Genomic DNA, 18,138 nt, shown 5'->3' with positions numbered 1-18,138 from the left:
GCCCTACTATGTGCCGCATGGCCCGACCGCGCAAGCCCCTCCTCAGCAGAGAACGCATCGTCGCGACGGCGCGCGCTCTCGTGGACGCCGAGGGCCTCGCCGCCGTCTCGACGCGCCGCCTCGCCGCCGAGCTCGGGGTCAGCGGGCCTTCGCTCTACAACCACTTCCGCACGAAGGACGAGATCCTGGAGGCGGTCGCGGACTCGGTGAGCGCGAAGGTCGACCTGTCGATGTTTGAGGCCGCCGACGAGCGCGATTGGCGCACGGCGCTGCACGACTGGGCCGTCTCCTATCGCGCGGCGCTCACCCTGCACCCCAACATCGTCCCGGTGCTCGCCTCGGGGCCCGGACGCCGCCCGGCCGGACTGCGGCTCGCGGACGCGGTGTTCGGGGCGATGGTCGACGCGGGCTGGCCCGCCGCGCAGGCCACGTCGATCGGCGCGCTGATGCGGTACTTCATCATGGGCTCGGCGCTCGGCTCCTTCGCCGGCGGCTTCGTGGACGACGAGACCGCGTACGACCCGGCCGACTATCCGCACCTGGGCCAGGCACACCTCCTGGCCGAGCGCCAGCAGGAGATCGACGAGCGGGCCTTCGAGACGGGCCTGCGGGCGCTGCTCGACGGCCTCGCGCTCCAGTACGCGCAGGTGGCGGCGCCCACCGGGTGACGGTTCGGCATCGGGCGGACGATCGTTCGGCGCGCGCCGAACGGTTCCCGGCGCATTCTTGAACCATGACGGATCCCGCCACCCCCCGCCTCGCCGCGCTCACCGGGCTCATCGCCGACGAGACGCGCGCCGCCTGTCTGCTCGCGCTGCTCGACGGCCGCGCCTGGACCGCGGGTGAGCTGGCGCGGCACGCCGGGGTCGCCGCGTCCACGCTGAGCGAGCACCTGGGGAAGCTGGTCGCGGGCGGGCTGCTTACCGAGGAGCGGCAGGGGCGACACCGCTACGTCCGTCTCGCCGACGCGCGGGTGGCGCAGCTGGTCGAGGACCTGACCGCGTACGTGCGGCCCGGCGGGGCCGCGGTCAGGGCGCCGCGCACGCTGCGGGAGTCCAGTGCGAGCGGGGCCATGGCGCGGGGGCGCACCTGTTACGACCATCTGGCGGGCCACTTGGGGATCACGATCACCCGCGCGATGACGGAGCGCGGGCTGCTGCGGCAGGACGCGGGATTCGCCCTGACCGACGAAGGGATCGGCTGGTTCGGGGAGTTGGGCATCGGCCTGGAACGCACCGGCAGGCGCCCGCTGGCCCGCGCCTGCCTCGACTGGACGGAACGCAGGCCGCACCTGGCGGGTGTCGCGGGCGCGGCGCTGTGCCGCCATGCGCTGGACGCCGGGTGGTGCGTGCGGATCGGTACGGAGCGGGCGGTCAAGGTGACTCCGGCGGGGGCGCTGGCCCTGGATGCGCACCTCGGCATCGTCGCGCCCCGATAGGTAGATGTAAGGTGCATCTGTCTTGTCGGGTGAAACATGGACGTAACACGGGAGTGAACCGTGCGGCACTCAACGGATGCCAGGCGTCCGCCACTTGGGATCCTGCCCTTCGCCACTCACGTCCTGCGCGGCCAGGCGCAGGTCACCTTCCTGCCCAGCGCGGCGGCGGGCGGCGTCTTCTGCGTCGCGCTCTTCGCCGCGGGCTGGGAGTACGGCCTCTACGGCCTGGCGGGAACGGCCGTCGGCACGGCCACGGCGCGGCTCCTCGGGGCGGCGCACGACCGCGTGTCGACCGGCCTCGACGGCTTCAACGCGTGCCTCACCGCCCTGTGTTTCGCGGTGTTCCTCGGCGCCGGGCATCTGTCCACGGCGGTGCTCGCCCTCGCGGGCTGCGTGGTGGTCACGGTCGTGACGGCTGCGGCCGTCAACCTCCTCGCCGTCTGGGACCTGCCCTCGCTCACGCTGCCGTACTGCCTGCTCGCGAGCGCGATGACTATCGCCGCCCCCGGCTTCGAGCGGGTCTGGCACCACGGGGACGCCCTGGCCGCACTGACGCGCGCGGCGACGGGCCCGACCTCGCTCCACCTCCCCGATCTGGCACGGGCGTTCTTCGCCGACTTCGCGCAGATCTTCTTCATGCCGCAGTGGTACGTCGGTGCGGTGCTGCTCGTGGGCCTCTTTGTCGCGAGCCGTCGCGCGGGGGCCGTGGCATGCCTCGGCAGCGCGGTCGGGATCGGTTCGGCGTGGGCGCTCGGGGCACCTGCCGCGCAGATCGCGGACGGCACGATGGGATACAACTCGGTGCTCGTCGCGCTCGCGCTGTGCGGCGTCTTCCTTCCGGCGCGGGGCGCCACGCTCGCGTACGCACTCGTGGGCGCCGCCACCGCGACGGCCGTCAGCTCGGCGATGTCGGCGCTCCTCGCACCGTCCGGCGGGCACACGTTCACCTGGCCGTTCGTCCTGACGACGCTCGCGTTCCTGGCGGCGGCCAGGTCCTTCTCACGGCTGCGTACGACGGCTCCGGCGCCGTCGGACGTGACGGTGCCGGAGCCGGAGCCGGATGTGCCGTCGACCGGCGGCGTCGTCAGCGGGAACTCGCCCGCCCCGCAAGCACCTTGATGGAGATCAGGGCGATCACCGCGAGGCCGATGATGTACGCGGAGACGGCCATCGAGGTGCCCGTCGCCTCCAGGAGCAGCACCATCACGAACGGCGCGAGCCCGCCGCCGAACACGGCCGCGATCTGGTAACCGAGCGAGGCTCCCGTGTAGCGCATCTCGGCCGTGAACAACTCCGCGAACAGCGCGGCCTGCGGCCCGTACATGATGCTGAGGAAGCAGCTGGTGACGAAGGTGCCGACGGCCAGCCACAGCAGTGAGCCGGTGTCGATGAGCAGGAACATCGGCACGGCCCAGACCGCGAGGCCCGCGGCGCCCAGGGCGTAGATCCTCAGCCGTCCGATGCGGTCGGAGAGCGCGGCGGATGCCGGTATCAGGGCGAGTTGGGTGAGGCTGACGCAGAGCGAGACGGTGAGGACCGCGCTGCGCTTCATGTCGAGTTCACGGGTGGTGTAGTCGAGGACACCGGTGATGATGATGTAGAAGGTCGCCGTGTTCACCGCGAAGGAGCCGCCCGCGAGGAAGACGGTGCCGAGGTGGTGGCGGAGGATGGTGCGCAGGGGCGAGTTGCCGCCTTCGCCGCCCGCGCCCTTCTGGTTCTTCTCCTTCTCGGCGAGCGCCCGCTCCGCCTCGCGGAACTCGGGGGTCTCCTCGACGCGCGTGTGGATGTACCAGGCGAGTACGAGCACGAGGATCCCGACCATGAAGGGCACCCTCCATCCCCACGCCTCGAAGGTGCTCTCACTGGTGACGGCCCCGGCGACCAGGAAGACCGTATTGGCGGTCACCACACCGATGGGGACGCCCAGTTGGACCAGGCTGCCGTAGAGGCCGCGCTTGCCCTCGGGGGCGTACTCCGTGGCCATCAGCATCGCGCCGCCCCACTGCGCGCCGACCGCGATGCCCTGGAACACGCGGAGGGTGACGAGGAGGATCGGCGCGGCGATGCCGACCGTCTCGTACGTGGGGAGCAGGCCGATGCCCGTGGTGGACAGACCCATCAGGGTCAGCGCGAGGACGAGCATGGGCTTGCGGCCGCGCTTGTCGCCGAGGTGGCCCGCGATGATGCCGCCGATGGGGCGGGCCAGGAAGCCGACGGCGAAGGTGGCGAACGCGGCGAGCACTCCGGCGGATGAGCTGCCGGAGGGGAAGTAGAGGTCGCCGAGGACGAGGGCGGCGGCGATGCCGAAGACGAAGTAGTCGTACCACTCGACGGCCGAGGCGAGAGCGGCCGCCGTGGCCACCTTGCGGCGGTGGGGATCCGCCGGGTTCTGGTTCTGCGACTGAGCGGAGTCGGGGTGGGGGGCCGCTGAGGGAGCGGACGGTGCGGGGTCCATGCGGTGCACACTCCGGTGGGTCCGGGGACGGGACGGGGGGTGGGCGTGTGATTGCAGGGACCGTACCGACCAGTGGGTATGTGGTCAACGGTTCACGCAGGGAGGTTTTTCCCCAACCCCGCCCCTTCCCAAAAACCCGCTCGGCGCAGGGGCCTTTCGGGGGCTTTGACTGCCGTCATCACCGGCTCCGCCGAGTTCGTCCTCAAACGCCGGACGGGCCGAAATTCAGCCCGGCCGGCGTTTGAGGCCATCTTGTCGGGGGTCCAGGGGGCGGAGCCCCATGGTTTCGGGAAGGGGCGGGATTGGGGAAAGAAAAACGCTCTGACCTGGGCCTAGAACACCACCAGCGCCCGCCCACCCTTGCCCGCAACCATGTTCTCGAAGGCCGCGGGAATCCCTTCCAGCCCGATCCGATCCGTCACCAGGACCCCCAGGTCAAAACGCCCCGCACGGATGTGGTCAGCGAGGACCGGCAAGTCCACCGCCGGGTCCGAGTTCCCGTACACGCACCCCGAAAGCGTCCGCCCCCAGTGGAAGATCTCCAGGGCGTTGAAGGTGACCTGCTGATCCTTGCCGCCGATGCCGACCACCGTCGTACGCCCGCCGCGCCGCGTGGACTCCCAGGCCGTACGGATCGTCACCGCACGCCCCACGCACTCCACCGCCACGTCCACGCCCTGGCCGCCGGTCAGCCCGCGGATGTCCTTCGCCGTCTTCTCGGAGGCGACCACGTACTCCGTCGCCCCTGCCGACCGCGCCAACTCCTCCTTCTCCGGGGAGACATCGACCGCGATGATCTGCGAGGCACCCGCGATCCGTGCCGCCTGGAGCGTCGCGAGGCCCACTCCCCCGACACCGAAGACCGCCACCGTCTCGCCCTCGCGGACCTTCGCGGAGTGGTTCACCGCGCCGTATCCGGTGAGCACGGCGCAGCCGAGGAGTGCCGCGTCCGTCAGCGGGACGCCGTCCGGGGCCGGGAGCACGCAGTTGCCCGCGACCACCGTCTCCTCGGCGAACGCGGCGACGTTCAGGCCGGGGTGGAGGTCGGCGCCGTCCGATGCCCGGCGGGCGTACACGTCGGCCGCACCGGCAAGCGCGTTCACGCACAGCCACACCTCCCCGAGCGTGCAGGCGTGGCAACTGCCGCAAGAAGGCGCCCAGTTGAGGACCACACCGTCGCCCGGCGCGACATGCGTGACCCCCTCGCCCACGGAAACGACCGTCCCCGCGCCCTCGTGCCCGAGCACGGCGGGCACGGGCACCCGCATCGTGCCGTTGGTCAGGGACAGGTCGGAGTGGCAGACCCCGGCGGCGGCGAGGCGCACCCGCACCTGGCCGGGGCCCGGCTCGGGCAGGTCGATCTCGGTGATCTCCAGAGGAGAGCCGACGGCGGGCAGAACAGCGGCGCGGACCACGGTGACGTACTCCTTGTGAAGGTGCGGAACAGGGGTTCAGAACTGGAGCGACTTCGTCTGGAGGTACTCCGCGAGCCCGTGCGGGCCCAGTTCCCGGCCCACCCCCGACTGCTTGTAACCGCCGAACGGGGCAAGGGGGTTGAAGCTGCCGCCGTTGATGTCGACCTGCCCGGTGTCCATGCGGCGGGCGAAGGCGATGGCCTCCGCGTCGTCGGCCGCCCAGACCGCGCCCGCGAGGCCGTACACGGTGCCGTTCGCGATCCGCAGGGCCTCGTCCTCGTCCTCGTACCTGATGATCGAGACGACCGGGCCGAAGATCTCCTCCTGGGCGATCGTCATCTCGGGGGTGACGTCGGCGAAGACCGTCGGCTGGACGAAGTAGCCCTGCTCGCGCGGCACTTCGGAGCCGCCGGCCACCACGCGGGCGCCCTCCTCGACGCCCTTGTCGATGTAACCCCGCACGCGCGCCTGCTGCTTGGCGTTGACGACGGGGCCGATGCGGGAGCCGTACTTGGCCGCCGCGTCCGCCGCGAGCGAGACCGCCTCGTCGTACCGCGCGGAGTCCACCAGCATGCGGGTCCACGCGCTGCACGTCTGGCCCGAGTTGGACATGACGTTGGCGACGCCGACGTTGACCGCCTTGGCCAGGTCGGCGCTTGGCAGGATGACGTTGGCGGACTTGCCGCCGAGCTCCAGGGCGACCCGCTTGACTGCCGCGCCCGCGGTCGCGCCGATCTGCTTGCCGACCGCCGTCGAGCCGGTGAAGGAGACCAGGTCGACGTCGTCGTGCTCGGCGAGCGCCTGGCCCGCGACCGGGCCCAGGCCGGTGACCAGGTTGAAGACACCGGCGGGGATGCCCGCCTCGTGCGCGGCCTCGGCGAAGAGCTGGGCGGTGAGCGGGGTGTCCTCGGCGGGCTTCAGGACCACCGTGCAGCCAGCGGCGAGCGCCGGGGCCACCTTGTTGACGATCTGGTGGAGGGGGTAGTTCCAGGGCGTGATCGCGCCGACCACACCGACCGGCTCCATGTAGACGGTGGAGTTTCCGATCTTCTCCTCGAAGGCGTACGTCGCCGCGAGCTCGGCATACGAACCGGAGACCAGGATCGGCACGCCCGCGTGCACCATCTGCGAGAACGGGAGCGGGGAGCCGAGCTCCGCCGTCACCGTCTCGGCGATCTCGTCCTTGCGGGCGACCAGCTGGTCACGGAGCGCCCCGATGAGCGCGCCACGCTCCGCGGGCGGGGTCGCCGCCCAGCCGGGGAAAGCCTCGCGGGCGGCGCGCACCGCCGCGTCGATGTCCTGTGCCGTGCCGGCGGGGACCTGACCGATCGGCTGCTCGTCGGCCGGGTTCAGGACCGTGATCGTGTCCGTACCGACGGCGGGCCGCCAGGCGCCGCCGATGTACATGCCGTCGTGGGCCTTCATCGCACTCCTCAGGTAGTCGTCCGCACCCCAAACTAGCGCTGATAGTTTTTCGGCACCAGGGGCGTCGGGACCGGGGACATTCACCCCGGCTCGTCACCTACCCCCACGCGTTCCTCCGAAATTCGATTTCGTGCATGTGACAGACACATGTCAAGGCGCCAACTCCCTTGATCTACGCCCGTAGAGCCGACATTCTGCTGAGCGCGCCGGGAGCGGAACGCACCGCTCCCGGCTGTGTGTGCGATCACGCACACGCCCCCACAGTTGCGCCGCCCGACCCAGGGCGCGCGCCGCCTATGAGGAGGACTCCCTCGTAATGGCAATGCTGCGCAGCAAGAAGACTGTGATCGCCGCGGCGATCTCGACCGCAACCGCCGCCACTCTGTTCGGTGCGGTCACCGCCCTTCCGGCCCAGGCCGCCCCCACCGAGGGCACCGTGATCGGGGCAGGATCCGCCGACGCCGTCAAGGGCAGCTACATCGTCACGCTGAAGAAGAACTCGGGCTTCAAGGCCGCCTCGACCCAAGGCAAGGGCCTGATATCCGAGTACGGCGGGTCGGTGAAGAAGACCTTCAAGTCCGCGCTCGACGGATACACCGTCGACCTCAGCGCGGCGGAGGCGAGACGTCTCGCCGCCGACCCCGCGGTCGCCTCCGTCGAGCAGAACCGGACGGTCCGTGCGGACGCGACCCAGACCAACGCCCCCTGGGGCCTCGACCGCATCGACCAGACGAGCCTGCCGCTGTCCGGCACCTACACCTACCCGGACACCGCGGGTTCGGGCGTCACGGCGTACGTGATCGACACCGGCGTACGCATCTCGCACTCCGAGATCAGCGGGCGCGCGGTCAACGGCTACGACGCCGTGGACCGCGACAACACCGCCCAGGACGGCAACGGCCACGGCACGCACGTGGCCACCACCATCGCGGGCAAGACGTACGGCGTCGCCAAGAAGGCCAAGATCGTGGCCGTCCGCGTGCTCGACAACAACGGCTCCGGCACGACCGCCGGTGTCATCGCGGGCATCGACTGGGTGACGAGCAACCACGCGGCGGGCGCCCCCGCCGTGGCCAACATGTCGCTCGGCGGCGGCGCCTCCACCTCGCTGGACAACGCGGTGAAGAACTCCATCGCCGACGGCGTCAGCTACGCGGTCGCCGCGGGCAACGAGGGCGTCAACGCCTCCTCGTCGTCCCCGGCCCGGGTCCCCGCGGCCATCACGGTGGGCGCCACAAGCAACACGGACGCCAAGGCCAGCTGGTCCAACTACGGCTCGGTCCTGGACATCTTCGCGCCGGGCGTCTCGATCAAGGCGGGCTGGCACACCGGCGACACGGCCACCAACACCATCTCCGGTACGTCGATGGCCACTCCGCATGTCGCGGGCGCCGCGGCGGTCTACCTCGCGGGCCACTCATCGGCGACGCCCGCGCAGGTCTCATCGGCGCTGGTGAACGGAGCCACCTCGGGCAAGGTCACGAGCCCGGGCACCGGTTCGCCGAACAGGCTGCTGAAGATCGTCCCGTAGTCCCCGGGTAGTCCCCGGGTAGTTTCCACGCAGCACCCCGTTCCCCGGAGGCAGCCGGCGCCTCCGGGGAACATCCGTGTGTCCGCTCGTCCGACCACCCTCTCCTTTAGGCTTCCCCTCAACTCCGGTGTTCCGGAAGACTTCTGCAAGGTTTCGATGGAGGTGGGGAAGTGAGCCGGTCCAGGAGCAAGGTGACCATCACGGAGATAGCCCGGCAGGCGGGCGTCTCGGTGCCGACGGTGTCGCGGGTGGTCAACGGCCGGTCCGACGTCTCGGAGGAGACCCGCGCGCGCATCGAGGACCTGCTGCGCGAGCACGGCTACGAGCGGCGGGCGACCGCGCCCGGCAGCCGCGCCGCCCTCGTCGACCTGGTCTTCAACGACCTCGACAGCCCCTGGGCCGTGGAGATCATCCGTGGCGTCGAGGAAGTGGCGCACGCGGCAGGTGCGGGCACGGTCGTCTCCGCGATCCACGGCGCGTCCGGCTCGGCCCGGCAGTGGATGAAGAACCTGCGGGCCCGCGCGTCGGACGGCGTGATCCTGGTGACCTCCGTCCTGGAGCCGATGCTCCACGACGAGCTGCGGCGGCTCGGCGTGCCGCTCGTCGTGATCGACCCGGCCGGATCACCCGCCCTGGACGCACCGACCGTGGGCGCCACCAACTGGGCGGGCGGGATGGCCGCGACGGAGCATCTGCTCTCCCTGGGCCACCGCAGGATCGGCTTCATCGCGGGTCCGCCGAGGCTGCTGTGCTCCCGGGCCAGGCTCGACGGCTACCGGGCGGCGCTGGAGAGCGCGGGTGTGCCCGTCGACGACGCGCTGATCGTGCCGGGCGACTTCTACCACGCGTCCGGGTTCGCCGGAGCGGGCGAACTGCTCGGCCTCGCCGAGCCGCCGACCGCGCTCTTCGCGGCCAGTGACCAGATGGCCCTCGGCGCGATCGAGGCCCTGCGGCGACGCGGTCTTCGCGTCCCCGAGGACCTCAGCGTGGTGGGCTTCGACGATCTGCCGGAGGTCAGCTGGTCCGCGCCGCCGCTGACGACCGTGCGCCAGCCCCTATCCGACATGGGGAAACTGGCGGCCCGTACGGTACTGCGGCTCGCGCTCGGCGAGGAGCCCGCGTCGCCCCGGATCGAGCTGGCCACGGAGCTCGTGGTGCGGGCGAGTACCGCGCCGCGGGTCTGAGGTCTCCTCCACGCCGCTCCACGCCCCTCCCCTCATCGCCCCCCGAACTCCCTTTCCTGTCAGGAGCGTTGACACGTCCGGGCGCCGCCCGTAACTTCCGTGCGCATCGACCGATAATTTTCGGAACTCTTCCGGAAGGTGCGCTGCGATGCCTACCCCTCCCCTGCGCCGACGCATACGTACGGCCCTGGCCACCGCGGCCCTGACGCTCGCCGCCACCGGCCTTTCCGCCTGTGGCAGCGGCGGACCGCAGGACAGCGCGGGCGGTGGTGGCGCCGCGCTCGAGGCCTGGGTCTACGGCGACCCGTCGGCCGCCGTGCAGCGCAAGGTCGTCGACCGCTTCAACAAGACCTCGGACGTCAAGGTGAAACTCGTCGAGATCCCCGGCGAGGGCTACCAGGACAAGATGCGCACCTCCATGGGCACCGCCAACGCCCCCGACATCTTCTTCAACTGGGGCGGCGGCTCCATCAGCGACTTCGCGGCCAAGGACATGCTGGTCGACCTCGGCCCGTACATGAAGAAGGACCCCGCCCTGAAGAAGGCGTTCATCCCCTCGATCCTCGACGCGGGCCGCATCGACGGGACGTACTACGGCGTTCCGATGCGCGGCATGCAGCCGGTGATCCTCTTCTACAACAAGAAGGTCTTCCGTGAGGCGGGCGCCGAACCCCCCGCCTCCTGGGACGACATGCTCGACCTGATCGACACCTTCAAGGAGAAGGGCGTCACGCCGTTCGCGCTCGCGGGCGCCGATCCGTGGACCGAGCTGATGTGGCTGGAGTACCTCCTCGACAGGTTCGGCGGTCCCGGGGTCTTCCAGAAGATCGTGGACGGCGACAAGTCCGCGTGGAACGACCCCGCCATGATCAAGGCGGGCGAGACGATCCGCGATCTGGTCGACCGCGGGGCGTTCGGCAAGAACTACAAGTCCGTCAACTACACGGCGGACGGCGCCTCCACCCTCTTCGCCCGCGGCAAGGCCGCCATGCACCTGATGGGCAGCTGGGAGTACGCCAACCAGAAGGCCAACCAGAAGGAGTTCGCCAAGTCGGGCCTCGGCTGGACCTCGTTCCCCGCGGTGCCCGGCGGCAAGGGCGACCCCAAGGACGTCGTCGGCAACCCCACCAACTACTGGTCCGTCAACGCCACCCGGGTGAAGAAGGGCGAACGCCGGGACGCGGCAGTGGAGTTCCTGAAGTTCGCCTCGCAGCAGAGCTACGCCAAGGACCTGGTCGCCAACGGGGACGTGCCGGCGACCTCGGACGCGAAGGAACAGCTCACCGCGCACGAGAACCCCGAGTACGCCACGTACCAGTACGACATGGTGAGCCAGGCCCCGTCCTTCACGCTCTCCTGGGACCAGGCGCTGCCCGCCAGGTTCACCGCCCCGCTCACCAACAACCTGCAGAAGCTCTTCAACGGCGACCTGAGCCCGAAGGGCTTCGCCGATGCGATGCGGGACGTGAAGTGAGTCCGTCCCCCGCGCGCAGGGGCCCCGGGCGCCCCGGCCTCCTGTGGGCCGCGCCCGGCGCCCTGTTCTTCCTCTGCTTCGCGCTCGGCCCGCTCCTGCTCGTCGGCTATCTCTCCTTCACCGAGTGGGACGGCCTCGGCGGCCTCCCCTCCTTCAGCGGCACCGGCAACTGGCGCCGCCTGTGGGAGGACTCCACGATGCGGGGCGCGGTGGTCCTGAGCCTGCTGCTCACCGCGCTGACCTGGCTCGTGCAGACCCCGATCGCGCTGCTTCTCGGCGTCTGGGCGGCCGGTCGGCAGAAGAACCGCGCCGTGCTGAGCGCCGTCTTCTTCCTGCCGCTGCTCGCCTCGTCCGTGGCGCTCGCACTGCTCTGGAAGACCCTGCTCGACCCCAACTTCGGTCTGATCGCCGACATCGGGCCGTGGATCGGCTTCGAGGACGGCGATGTGCTCGGCTCCTCGCGCGGCGCGTTCGGGGCGGTGCTCTTCGTGGCGGCCTGGCAGTTCATCCCGTTCCACACGCTGCTCTACCAGGGCGGCGCCCGGCAGATCCCGCGCTCCCTCTACGACGCGGCGTCGATCGACGGGGCGGGCACGGTGCGGCAGTTCTTCCACATCACGCTGCCGCAGCTGCGCAACACCGTCATCACCTCGTCCGTCCTGATGGTGGTCGGTGCGCTGACGTTCTTCGACACCGTCCTGATCCTCACCGAGGGCGGTCCGGGCACGGACACCACGATCGTCCCCTACTGGATGTACGAGACCGGGTTCGTCTCCCGCGACATGGGCTACGCGAGCGCGATCGCCACGGCGCTCGTCGTGGTCGCGACGGGCATCTCGCTGCTGCTCGTGAGGCTCACCGGCTTCGCGGCGATGCGCTCGACCCGGGAGGGCCTGTGACCGGCACCCCGGAGCAGCGGCCGGGCACCCGCAGTCCCGCGCGACCGCCGCACAAGACGCTCCGCCGACGACGCACCCGCCCCAACCTCCCCGCCGGAGCCGCCTCGCTCCTCTGGCTGGTGATCATCGCGCTGCCGCTGTACGTCCTGCTCGCCACGACCCTCCAGTCGCGCGACGCCTACTTCGACCGCGGCCCGCTCTCCGTCCCCACCGATCCGACCCTCGACAACTACCGCCGCGTCCTGGACAGCAGCTTCTTCACCTATCTCCTGAACACCGCGGTGGTGACGGTCGCCTGTGTCGCGATCGTCCTGGTGCTCGGGGTGTGCGTCGGCTACGCGGTGGTGCGTGCGCGGGGCCGGGGCGCCCAGCGCATCTTCCAGATGTTCCTGCTCGGCCTCGCGATCCCCGCGCAGGCGGTGATCATCCCGGTCTTCCTGCTGATCACGAAGTTGCAGCTGTACGACTCGCTGCTCGCCGTGATCCTGCCGACGGCCGCGTTCGCGCTGCCCGTGAGCGTGCTGATCCTGGCCGGTTCGATGCGGGACATCGACGAGGAGCTGTACGAGTCCATGGCCCTCGACGGCGCGGGACCGACCCGCATCCTGCTGCGCCTGGTCGTGCCGATGTCGCGCTCAGGAATCTCCACGGCCGCCGTGTACACCGCCCTGCAGGCCTGGAACGGCTTCCTCTTCCCGCTGATCCTCACCCAGTCCCCCGAGTCCCGGGTGCTCACCCTCGGCCTCTACGACTACGTCGGCGAGTTCCGCGTCGACGTGCCGGCGCTGCTCGCCGCCGTGGTCCTGTCCATCGTGCCCATCTTCGCCGTGTACCTCTTCGCCCGCCGTCAGCTGGTCGACGGTCTGATGGGCGCGGGCGGCCGCTGACTTGAGGAGTTCCATGGTCCACCCCTGGCAGGACACCACGCTGCCCGCGCCCGAGCGGGCCGCCGACCTGCTCGACCGGATGACCGCACAGGAGAAGCTCGCCCAGCTCTGCAGCGTCTGGCCCGGCTCGGACGCCCAGGAGAGCGGCGAAGTGGCGCCGCTCCAGCACGAGGTGGCGGAACGCGTCGACCTGGATGAGCTGCTCCCCCATGGACTCGGCCAGGTGACACGCCCGTTCGGCACGGCCCCGGTGGAACCGGCCGATGGCGCGGCCCGGCTCGCCGCCCTCCAGGAACGCATCCGCGCCGCGAACCGCTTCGACCTGCCCGCCGTCGCGCACGAGGAGTGCCTCACCGGGTTCACCGCCTGGCAGGCGGCAGTCTTCCCCACGCCGCTCGCCTGGGGCGCCTCCTTCGACCCCGAACTGGTGGGCAGGACGGCCGAAGCCATCGGCGCGTCGATGCGATCGGTCGGCGTCCACCAGGGGCTCGCCCCGGTCCTGGACGTCGTACGCGACCCGCGCTGGGGCCGCACGGAGGAGTCGATCGGCGAGGACCCGTACCTGGTGGCGACCATCGGAACGGCCTACGTCCAGGGCCTGCAGTCGGCGGGAATCGTCGCCACGCTCAAGCACTTCGCGGGCTACTCGGCCTCGCGCGGGGCCCGCAATCACGCCCCCGTGTCCATCGGCCCGCGCGAGCTTGCGGACGTGATCCTGCCGCCCTTCGAGATGGCGGTACGGGACGGGGGCGCCCGCTCGGTGATGCCCGCGTACAACGACCTGGACGGCCTCCCGGCCCACGCCCACCACGCGCTGCTCACCCAACTCCTGCGCGAGGACTGGGGGTTCACCGGGACCGTCGTATCGGACTACTTCGGGGTGTCCTTCCTGGAGTCGGCCCACGGGGTCACGGACTCCAGGGCGGGGGCCGCCGCGCTGGCCCTTGCGGCGGGCGTGGACATCGAGTTCCCGGCGGTGCGGTGCTTCGGGGCGGGAACCCCGCCGCAGGACGCGGTGGACCGTGCCGCCCTGCGCGTACTGACCCAGAAGTGCGAGCTGGGCCTTCTGGACCCGGACTGGACGGCGGCCCCGCCCACACCACCTGCGGACGTCGACCTCGATCCGCCGCATATGCGGCTGCTGGCCCGCGAGTTGGCCGAGGAGTCGGTGGTCCTGCTCGCCAACGCGGCCGGGGCCCTCCCCCTGGCGCCCGGCACACGGATCGCCGTGGTGGGCCCGCTCGCCGACGACCCGGCGGCGATGCTCGGCTGCTACACCTTTCCGCGCCATGTGGGCGTCGAGCACCCGCGGTTGCCGATGGGGGTAGCCGTTCCGACGCTGCTCCAGGCGTTGCGTGCGGAGTTCCCGGAGGCGATGTTCGTGGCGGACCCGGCGGACCCGGCGGACCCGGGGGACGCTGATGTCTGCGTGGTCGTGGCCGGGGACCGGTCCGGGCTCTTCGGGCGGGGCACGTCGGGCGAGGGATGCGACGCCGCGGACCTCGAACTACCGGACGGGCAAGGCGAGTTGATCGACCGGGCCATCGCCTCCGGAACCCCCACGATCCTGGTCCTGCTCACCGGCCGCCCTTACGCGCTCGGGCGCTGGGCCGACCGCCTTGCCGGGGTGGTGCAGGCGTTCTTCCCGGGCGAGGAGGGCGGCGGTGCGGTCGCGGGCGTCCTTTCGGGCCGGGTCAATCCGTCGGGGCGGCTGCCCGTCAGCGTGCCCCGCGAGCCGACGGGCCAGCCCTGGACCTATCTGGCTCCCCCGCTCGGCCACCGCGGCGAGGCGAGCAACCTCGATCCGACGCCGCTCTTTCCCTTCGGGCACGGCCTCTCGTACACGACGTTCGCGTGGGACGTGTCCGACGTCCCCGCCGAGCTGCCCACGGACGGCGAGACGACCGTGCGCGTCACGGTCACCAACACGGGTGAGCGCCACGGAACCGAGGTCGTCCAGCTCTACCTCCACGACCCCGTGGCCCGGGTGGCGCTCCCCGTGGCCCGCCTGGTCGGCTACGCCCGCGTGCCGCTGTCCCCCGGCGAGTCCGCGGAGGTCCACGCCACGTTCCACGCCGACCTGGCGTCGTACACGGGCCCTGAGGGTCACCGGATCGTGGAACCAGGCGCGCTGGAACTCCGCGTGGCCGCGTCCAGCACGGCGGTACGCCACCGGGTGCGGCTGACCCTGACGGGGCCTGAGCGGATCGTGGGCCATGAGCGGCGGCTGCGCTGTGAGATGCGGGTGAAGTGAGTGGCCCTGCCGCGCGGTGACCGTCGATCACCGGCTCCGCCGAGTTCGTCCTCAATCGCCGGACGGGCTGGATACTCCGCCGGTCCGGACTGTCTCAGCCTCTCCGGCGTTTGAGGAGCGGGGTCTGGGGCGGAGCCCCCTCCGCGGCGGAGCCGCTGATGTCACAGCCGGGAAGGGGTGGGGTTGGGGAAAGCCCCGCAGGGCTCCGCCTCAACCCCAACCCGGCGGCCACCAACAGCAGCCCCCCGAGCATCACGAACGGCGCCGCAACCCCCGCCACCCCGGCGATCAGCCCCGCCCCGGCAGGCGCGGCAACCTGCCCCAGCCGGTTCCCCGTCAGCCGCAGCGCGAGCGCGGTTGACCGCGCCCCCTCCGGAGCCGCCTGCACCACCGTCGTCATGGACAACGGCTGCCCGACCCCCAGACAGAACCCCAGCAGCACCAGCATCACCCCGAGCCCCCACACCGGCACGGGCAGCGCGACCCCCGCGCACAGCACGGCGGCCAGCAGACACGTGACGACGATCAGCACCGTACGGCCGAGCAGATTGATCAGCGGCGTCATCACGAGCCGGCAGGCGATCGTCGCCGCGGCCCGCAGCGAGAGCAGCACGCCGACCGTCGCGGGCGCGATGCCGCGGTGCTCGCCGACCACCGGCAGGTAGGCCGTGAGGATGTCCGTCGCGGAGAGCACCGCGAGGCTGATGAAGATCCCCGCGGGGACGCCCCGGGTGCGCAGGATGCCGAGCACCGGGATCTTGTCGCCCCGCTTCGACGGTCCCGCGGCCGGTCGGACGTGCTCGATGCGCCACAGCGAGGTGAAGGAGACCGCGGCGACCGCCCCCGAGACAAGCAGGGCGAACGCACTCGTGCGCCCCATGTCCCCGCCGATGAGGGAACCCGCGGCGATCGGCCCGATCAGCTGCCCCAGCGAGGCGCCGATCGTGAAGTGCCCGAAGTTGCGGTCCTGTTCGGCGGGGGCTGACTGCCGCGCGACGATCGACTGGGCGCCGATCACGAAGCAGAGGTGGCCAAGGCCCATCACGCCGCTCCAGGCGGCGAGCGCCCCGAGCGACCCGGCCGTGCCGCTGAGCGCGCACCCTCCGGAGATCAGGACCACGCCGACCGGAAGCAGCGGCGCACACCGGCCGTGGTCCGTTCTGCGGCCGAGCGGCACGGCCGCGAAGAGCGGGAGCAGGGCGTACACACCGGCGATGACGCCGATCGCCATCTCGTCTGCGCCCAGCGAGAGTGCCCGGTAGGAGACGGCCGGACGCGCCATCGACACCGCCCCCTGCGCGAAGCTGAAGGCGATGACGAGGCGCAGCAACCAGGCTCGGCCCGGTGTCGATGGCATCAGATGATGCCGAAGAGGATTCCGGAGCCGAGTACCACGAGCGAGGTGAGCACGGCCCATTTGACGGTGAACTTGGTGTGGTCGCCGAACTCGACCTTGGCCATGCCGACGAGGACGTACACGGCGGGCACCAGCGGGCTCGACATGTGCAGGGCCTGGCCCGCGATCGAGGCGCGGGCGATCTCCAGGGTGCCGACGCCGTGCGCCTGGCCCGCCTCGGCGAGGACCGGCAGGACGCCGAAGTAGAAGCCGTCGTTCGACATGAAGTACGTGAGCGGCAGCGACAGGAGGCCGGTCACCAGGCCCATCTGCGGGCCCATGCCCTCCGGGATCGCGTCGACGAGCCATTTGGCCATGCTGTCGACCATGCCGGTGCCCTGGAGGACGCCGGTGAAGACGGCGGCGGCGAAGACCATGCCGGTGACGTTGAGGACGTTCTCCGCGTGGGCGCCGATGCGCGCCTTCTGGTCGGGCATGTGCGGGAAGTTGACCGTCAGGGCGAGCGCGGCGCCGAGCAGGAAGAGGACCGGGATCGGCAGCCACTCCATGATCATGGCGGTGAGCAGGACCACGGTCAGACCGGCGTTGAACCAGTAGAGCTTGGGTCGCAGGGTGGAGCGGTTGGGGTCGAGCCCCTGGAAGCCATCGTCCTCTTCGGCGGCCTCACCAGAAGCGTCGACGCTGTCAGCGGCGTCCGTGCCCGACCCGGCTCCCCCGGTGGTCTTCTTCGTGAGCGACATGCGCCCGCCGGTGCCGCCGCCGGCGGCACCCACCAGAACCGTCTCGCTCGCCGTCTCCTTCTCCAGGACCTCGTCCAGGGAGAGCATGCCGAGCCGCTTGCGCTCCCGAAGGCCCAGTGCGTAGGAGAGCAGGAAGACCGCCACGAGGCCCATGGCGAGCGCCGGGATCATGGGGACGAAGATGTCGGCCGCGTCGACCTTGAGCGCGGTCGCGGCGCGGGCCGTCGGGCCTCCCCAGGGCAGGGTGTTCATGACGCCGTTGGCGGTGGCCGCGACGCCCGTCATGACGACGAGGCTCATCTTGAGGCGCTTGTAGAGCGGATACATCGCCGAGACCGTGATCATGAAGGTCGTCGAGCCGTCGCCGTCGAGCGAGACGATCGCGGCGAGCAGGGCGGTGCCCACCACGATGCGCACCGGGTCCGCCTTGCAGAAGCGCAGGATGCCCCGGACGATCGGGTCGAAGAGGCCGACGTCGATCATGACGCCGAAGTACACGATGGCGAACATGAGCATGGCCGCCGTGGGCGCCAGATTCCCGACGCCTTCGAGGACGTAGTCCCCGAGATGGGCTCCCTTTCCTACGAACACGCAGAAGAGCGCGGGAATCAGCACCAGTGCCGCGATCGGCGACATCTTCTTCATCATGATCAGCACCAGGAAGGTGGCGATCATGACGAATCCGAGGATTGTCAGCATGGGGGCTACCTAACGTTCACCATCGAACTCCCACCAGGTCTGGCGGTCCGGTTGACGTTAGGACCCGTTCTCCAGCGTTAACAAGATGTTGACGTGTGAGCAATAAGCGCAAAACTCCAGGTCAACGAGTTGCTGCCGGAGTCGCCGCCGGAACGAGTGGCTTGAGGGACACCGGGAAGCCGTTCAGTACGGACGTCCCGGAGAGCGGGTCGAGGAGGGTGCCGTCCAGGAGCTGGTTCACATTGGCCCCGGGATTCTCGGCGGCGACGGCCAGGCGCGTGCCGGGGCGGTCGTGGCCCCAGCCGTGCGGCAGGCTGACCACTCCGGGGCGCACGGCGTCGGTCACCTCCACCGGGACGGTGAGCCCGCCGCCGGCGGCC

14 protein-coding genes and 1 pseudogene are annotated in these 18,138 nt (G+C 70.9%); 9 read left to right on the top strand and 6 right to left on the bottom strand.

Translation table 11 applies throughout. From position 1 onward, the window contains the following. The first annotated feature begins 17 nt into the window (after positions 1-17). The 3 genes from ABD378_RS03800 (at position 18) to ABD378_RS03790 (ending at position 2,557) form a co-directional block, all read left to right on the top strand. The gene (locus ABD378_RS03800) at positions 18-668 is read left to right on the top strand and encodes a TetR/AcrR family transcriptional regulator (protein ID WP_344518897.1); all 651 of its coding nucleotides are present in this window, start codon (positions 18-20) and stop codon (positions 666-668) included. 65 nt (positions 669-733) lie between these two features. Further along, on the top strand, positions 734-1,438 hold the full coding sequence (locus tag ABD378_RS03795; RefSeq protein ID WP_344518896.1) for an ArsR/SmtB family transcription factor: 705 nt from the start codon (positions 734-736) through the stop codon (positions 1,436-1,438). 60 nt (positions 1,439-1,498) lie between these two features. Further along, the gene (locus ABD378_RS03790; protein WP_344518894.1) at positions 1,499-2,557 is read left to right on the top strand and encodes an urea transporter; all 1,059 of its coding nucleotides are present in this window, start codon (positions 1,499-1,501) and stop codon (positions 2,555-2,557) included. Here the strand turns inward: ABD378_RS03790 and ABD378_RS03785 are convergent. The 3 genes from ABD378_RS03785 to ABD378_RS03775 all read right to left on the bottom strand — a co-directional run bounded on the left by ABD378_RS03785 (position 2,523) and on the right by ABD378_RS03775 (position 6,733). Next, on the bottom strand, positions 2,523-3,893 hold the full coding sequence (locus ABD378_RS03785; RefSeq protein ID WP_344518893.1) for an MFS transporter: 1,371 nt from the start codon (positions 3,891-3,893) through the stop codon (positions 2,523-2,525). The two genes, ABD378_RS03790 and ABD378_RS03785, sit on opposite strands and share 35 nt — an antisense overlap. A 332-nt stretch (positions 3,894-4,225) precedes the next feature. After that, entirely contained in the window at positions 4,226-5,308 is a 1,083-nt protein-coding gene (locus ABD378_RS03780; protein WP_344518892.1) for a Zn-dependent alcohol dehydrogenase, read from the bottom strand. A 36-nt stretch (positions 5,309-5,344) separates the two neighbouring features. Further along, positions 5,345-6,733 carry an aldehyde dehydrogenase family protein gene (locus ABD378_RS03775; protein ID WP_344518890.1) on the bottom strand — a complete coding sequence of 463 codons (1,389 nt, stop codon included), beginning with the start codon at positions 6,731-6,733 and terminating at the stop codon, positions 5,345-5,347. Between the two features lie 316 nt (positions 6,734-7,049). On the opposite strand from ABD378_RS03775, the gene ABD378_RS03770 reads away from it, so the two are divergent. The 6 genes from ABD378_RS03770 (at position 7,050) to ABD378_RS03745 (ending at position 14,962) form a co-directional block, all read left to right on the top strand. Continuing rightward, the gene (locus tag ABD378_RS03770) at positions 7,050-8,264 is read left to right on the top strand and encodes a S8 family peptidase (RefSeq protein ID WP_344518889.1); all 1,215 of its coding nucleotides are present in this window, start codon (positions 7,050-7,052) and stop codon (positions 8,262-8,264) included. A gap of 170 nt (positions 8,265-8,434) precedes the next feature. Then, positions 8,435-9,448 carry a LacI family DNA-binding transcriptional regulator gene (locus tag ABD378_RS03765; RefSeq protein WP_344518888.1) on the top strand — a complete coding sequence of 338 codons (1,014 nt, stop codon included), beginning with the start codon at positions 8,435-8,437 and terminating at the stop codon, positions 9,446-9,448. 148 nt (positions 9,449-9,596) lie between these two features. Beyond that, a complete protein-coding gene (locus ABD378_RS03760; protein WP_344518887.1) occupies positions 9,597-10,922 on the top strand; it encodes an ABC transporter substrate-binding protein in 1,326 nt (441 codons plus the stop codon). After that, positions 10,919-11,821, top strand: coding sequence for a carbohydrate ABC transporter permease (locus tag ABD378_RS03755; protein WP_344518886.1), 903 nt, complete (start codon positions 10,919-10,921; stop codon positions 11,819-11,821). Before ABD378_RS03760 ends, ABD378_RS03755 begins: the two co-directional genes overlap by 4 nt. Further along, positions 11,818-12,708: a carbohydrate ABC transporter permease gene (locus ABD378_RS03750; protein ID WP_344518885.1), complete on the top strand. Its 891-nt coding sequence runs from the start codon at positions 11,818-11,820 to the stop codon at positions 12,706-12,708. The genes ABD378_RS03755 and ABD378_RS03750 overlap by 4 nt, the downstream gene beginning before the upstream one ends. 13 nt (positions 12,709-12,721) lie before the next feature. After that, positions 12,722-14,962 carry a beta-xylosidase/alpha-l-arabinosidase gene (locus tag ABD378_RS03745; RefSeq protein WP_344518884.1) on the top strand — a complete coding sequence of 747 codons (2,241 nt, stop codon included), beginning with the start codon at positions 12,722-12,724 and terminating at the stop codon, positions 14,960-14,962. 94 nt (positions 14,963-15,056) lie between these two features. On the opposite strand, the gene ABD378_RS03740 is transcribed toward ABD378_RS03745, so the two are convergent. From ABD378_RS03740 to ABD378_RS03730, 3 genes and pseudogenes are all read right to left on the bottom strand, one after another. Further along, entirely contained in the window at positions 15,057-16,319 is a 1,263-nt protein-coding gene (locus tag ABD378_RS03740; protein WP_344518883.1) for an MFS transporter, read from the bottom strand. Further along, entirely contained in the window at positions 16,319-17,758 is a 1,440-nt protein-coding gene (locus ABD378_RS03735) for a CitMHS family transporter (protein ID WP_344518882.1), read from the bottom strand. Before ABD378_RS03735 ends, ABD378_RS03740 begins: the two co-directional genes overlap by 1 nt. A gap of 121 nt (positions 17,759-17,879) precedes the next feature. Further along, a pseudogene (locus tag ABD378_RS03730) lies at positions 17,880-18,138 on the bottom strand (molybdopterin dinucleotide binding domain-containing protein); the annotation flags it as partial.

Origin of the sequence: Streptomyces rectiviolaceus (genome assembly GCF_039533825.1) — a bacterium.
Classification (GTDB): domain Bacteria; phylum Actinomycetota; class Actinomycetes; order Streptomycetales; family Streptomycetaceae; genus Streptomyces; species Streptomyces rectiviolaceus.
This window is presented reverse-complemented; position numbering and strand designations above follow the sequence as displayed.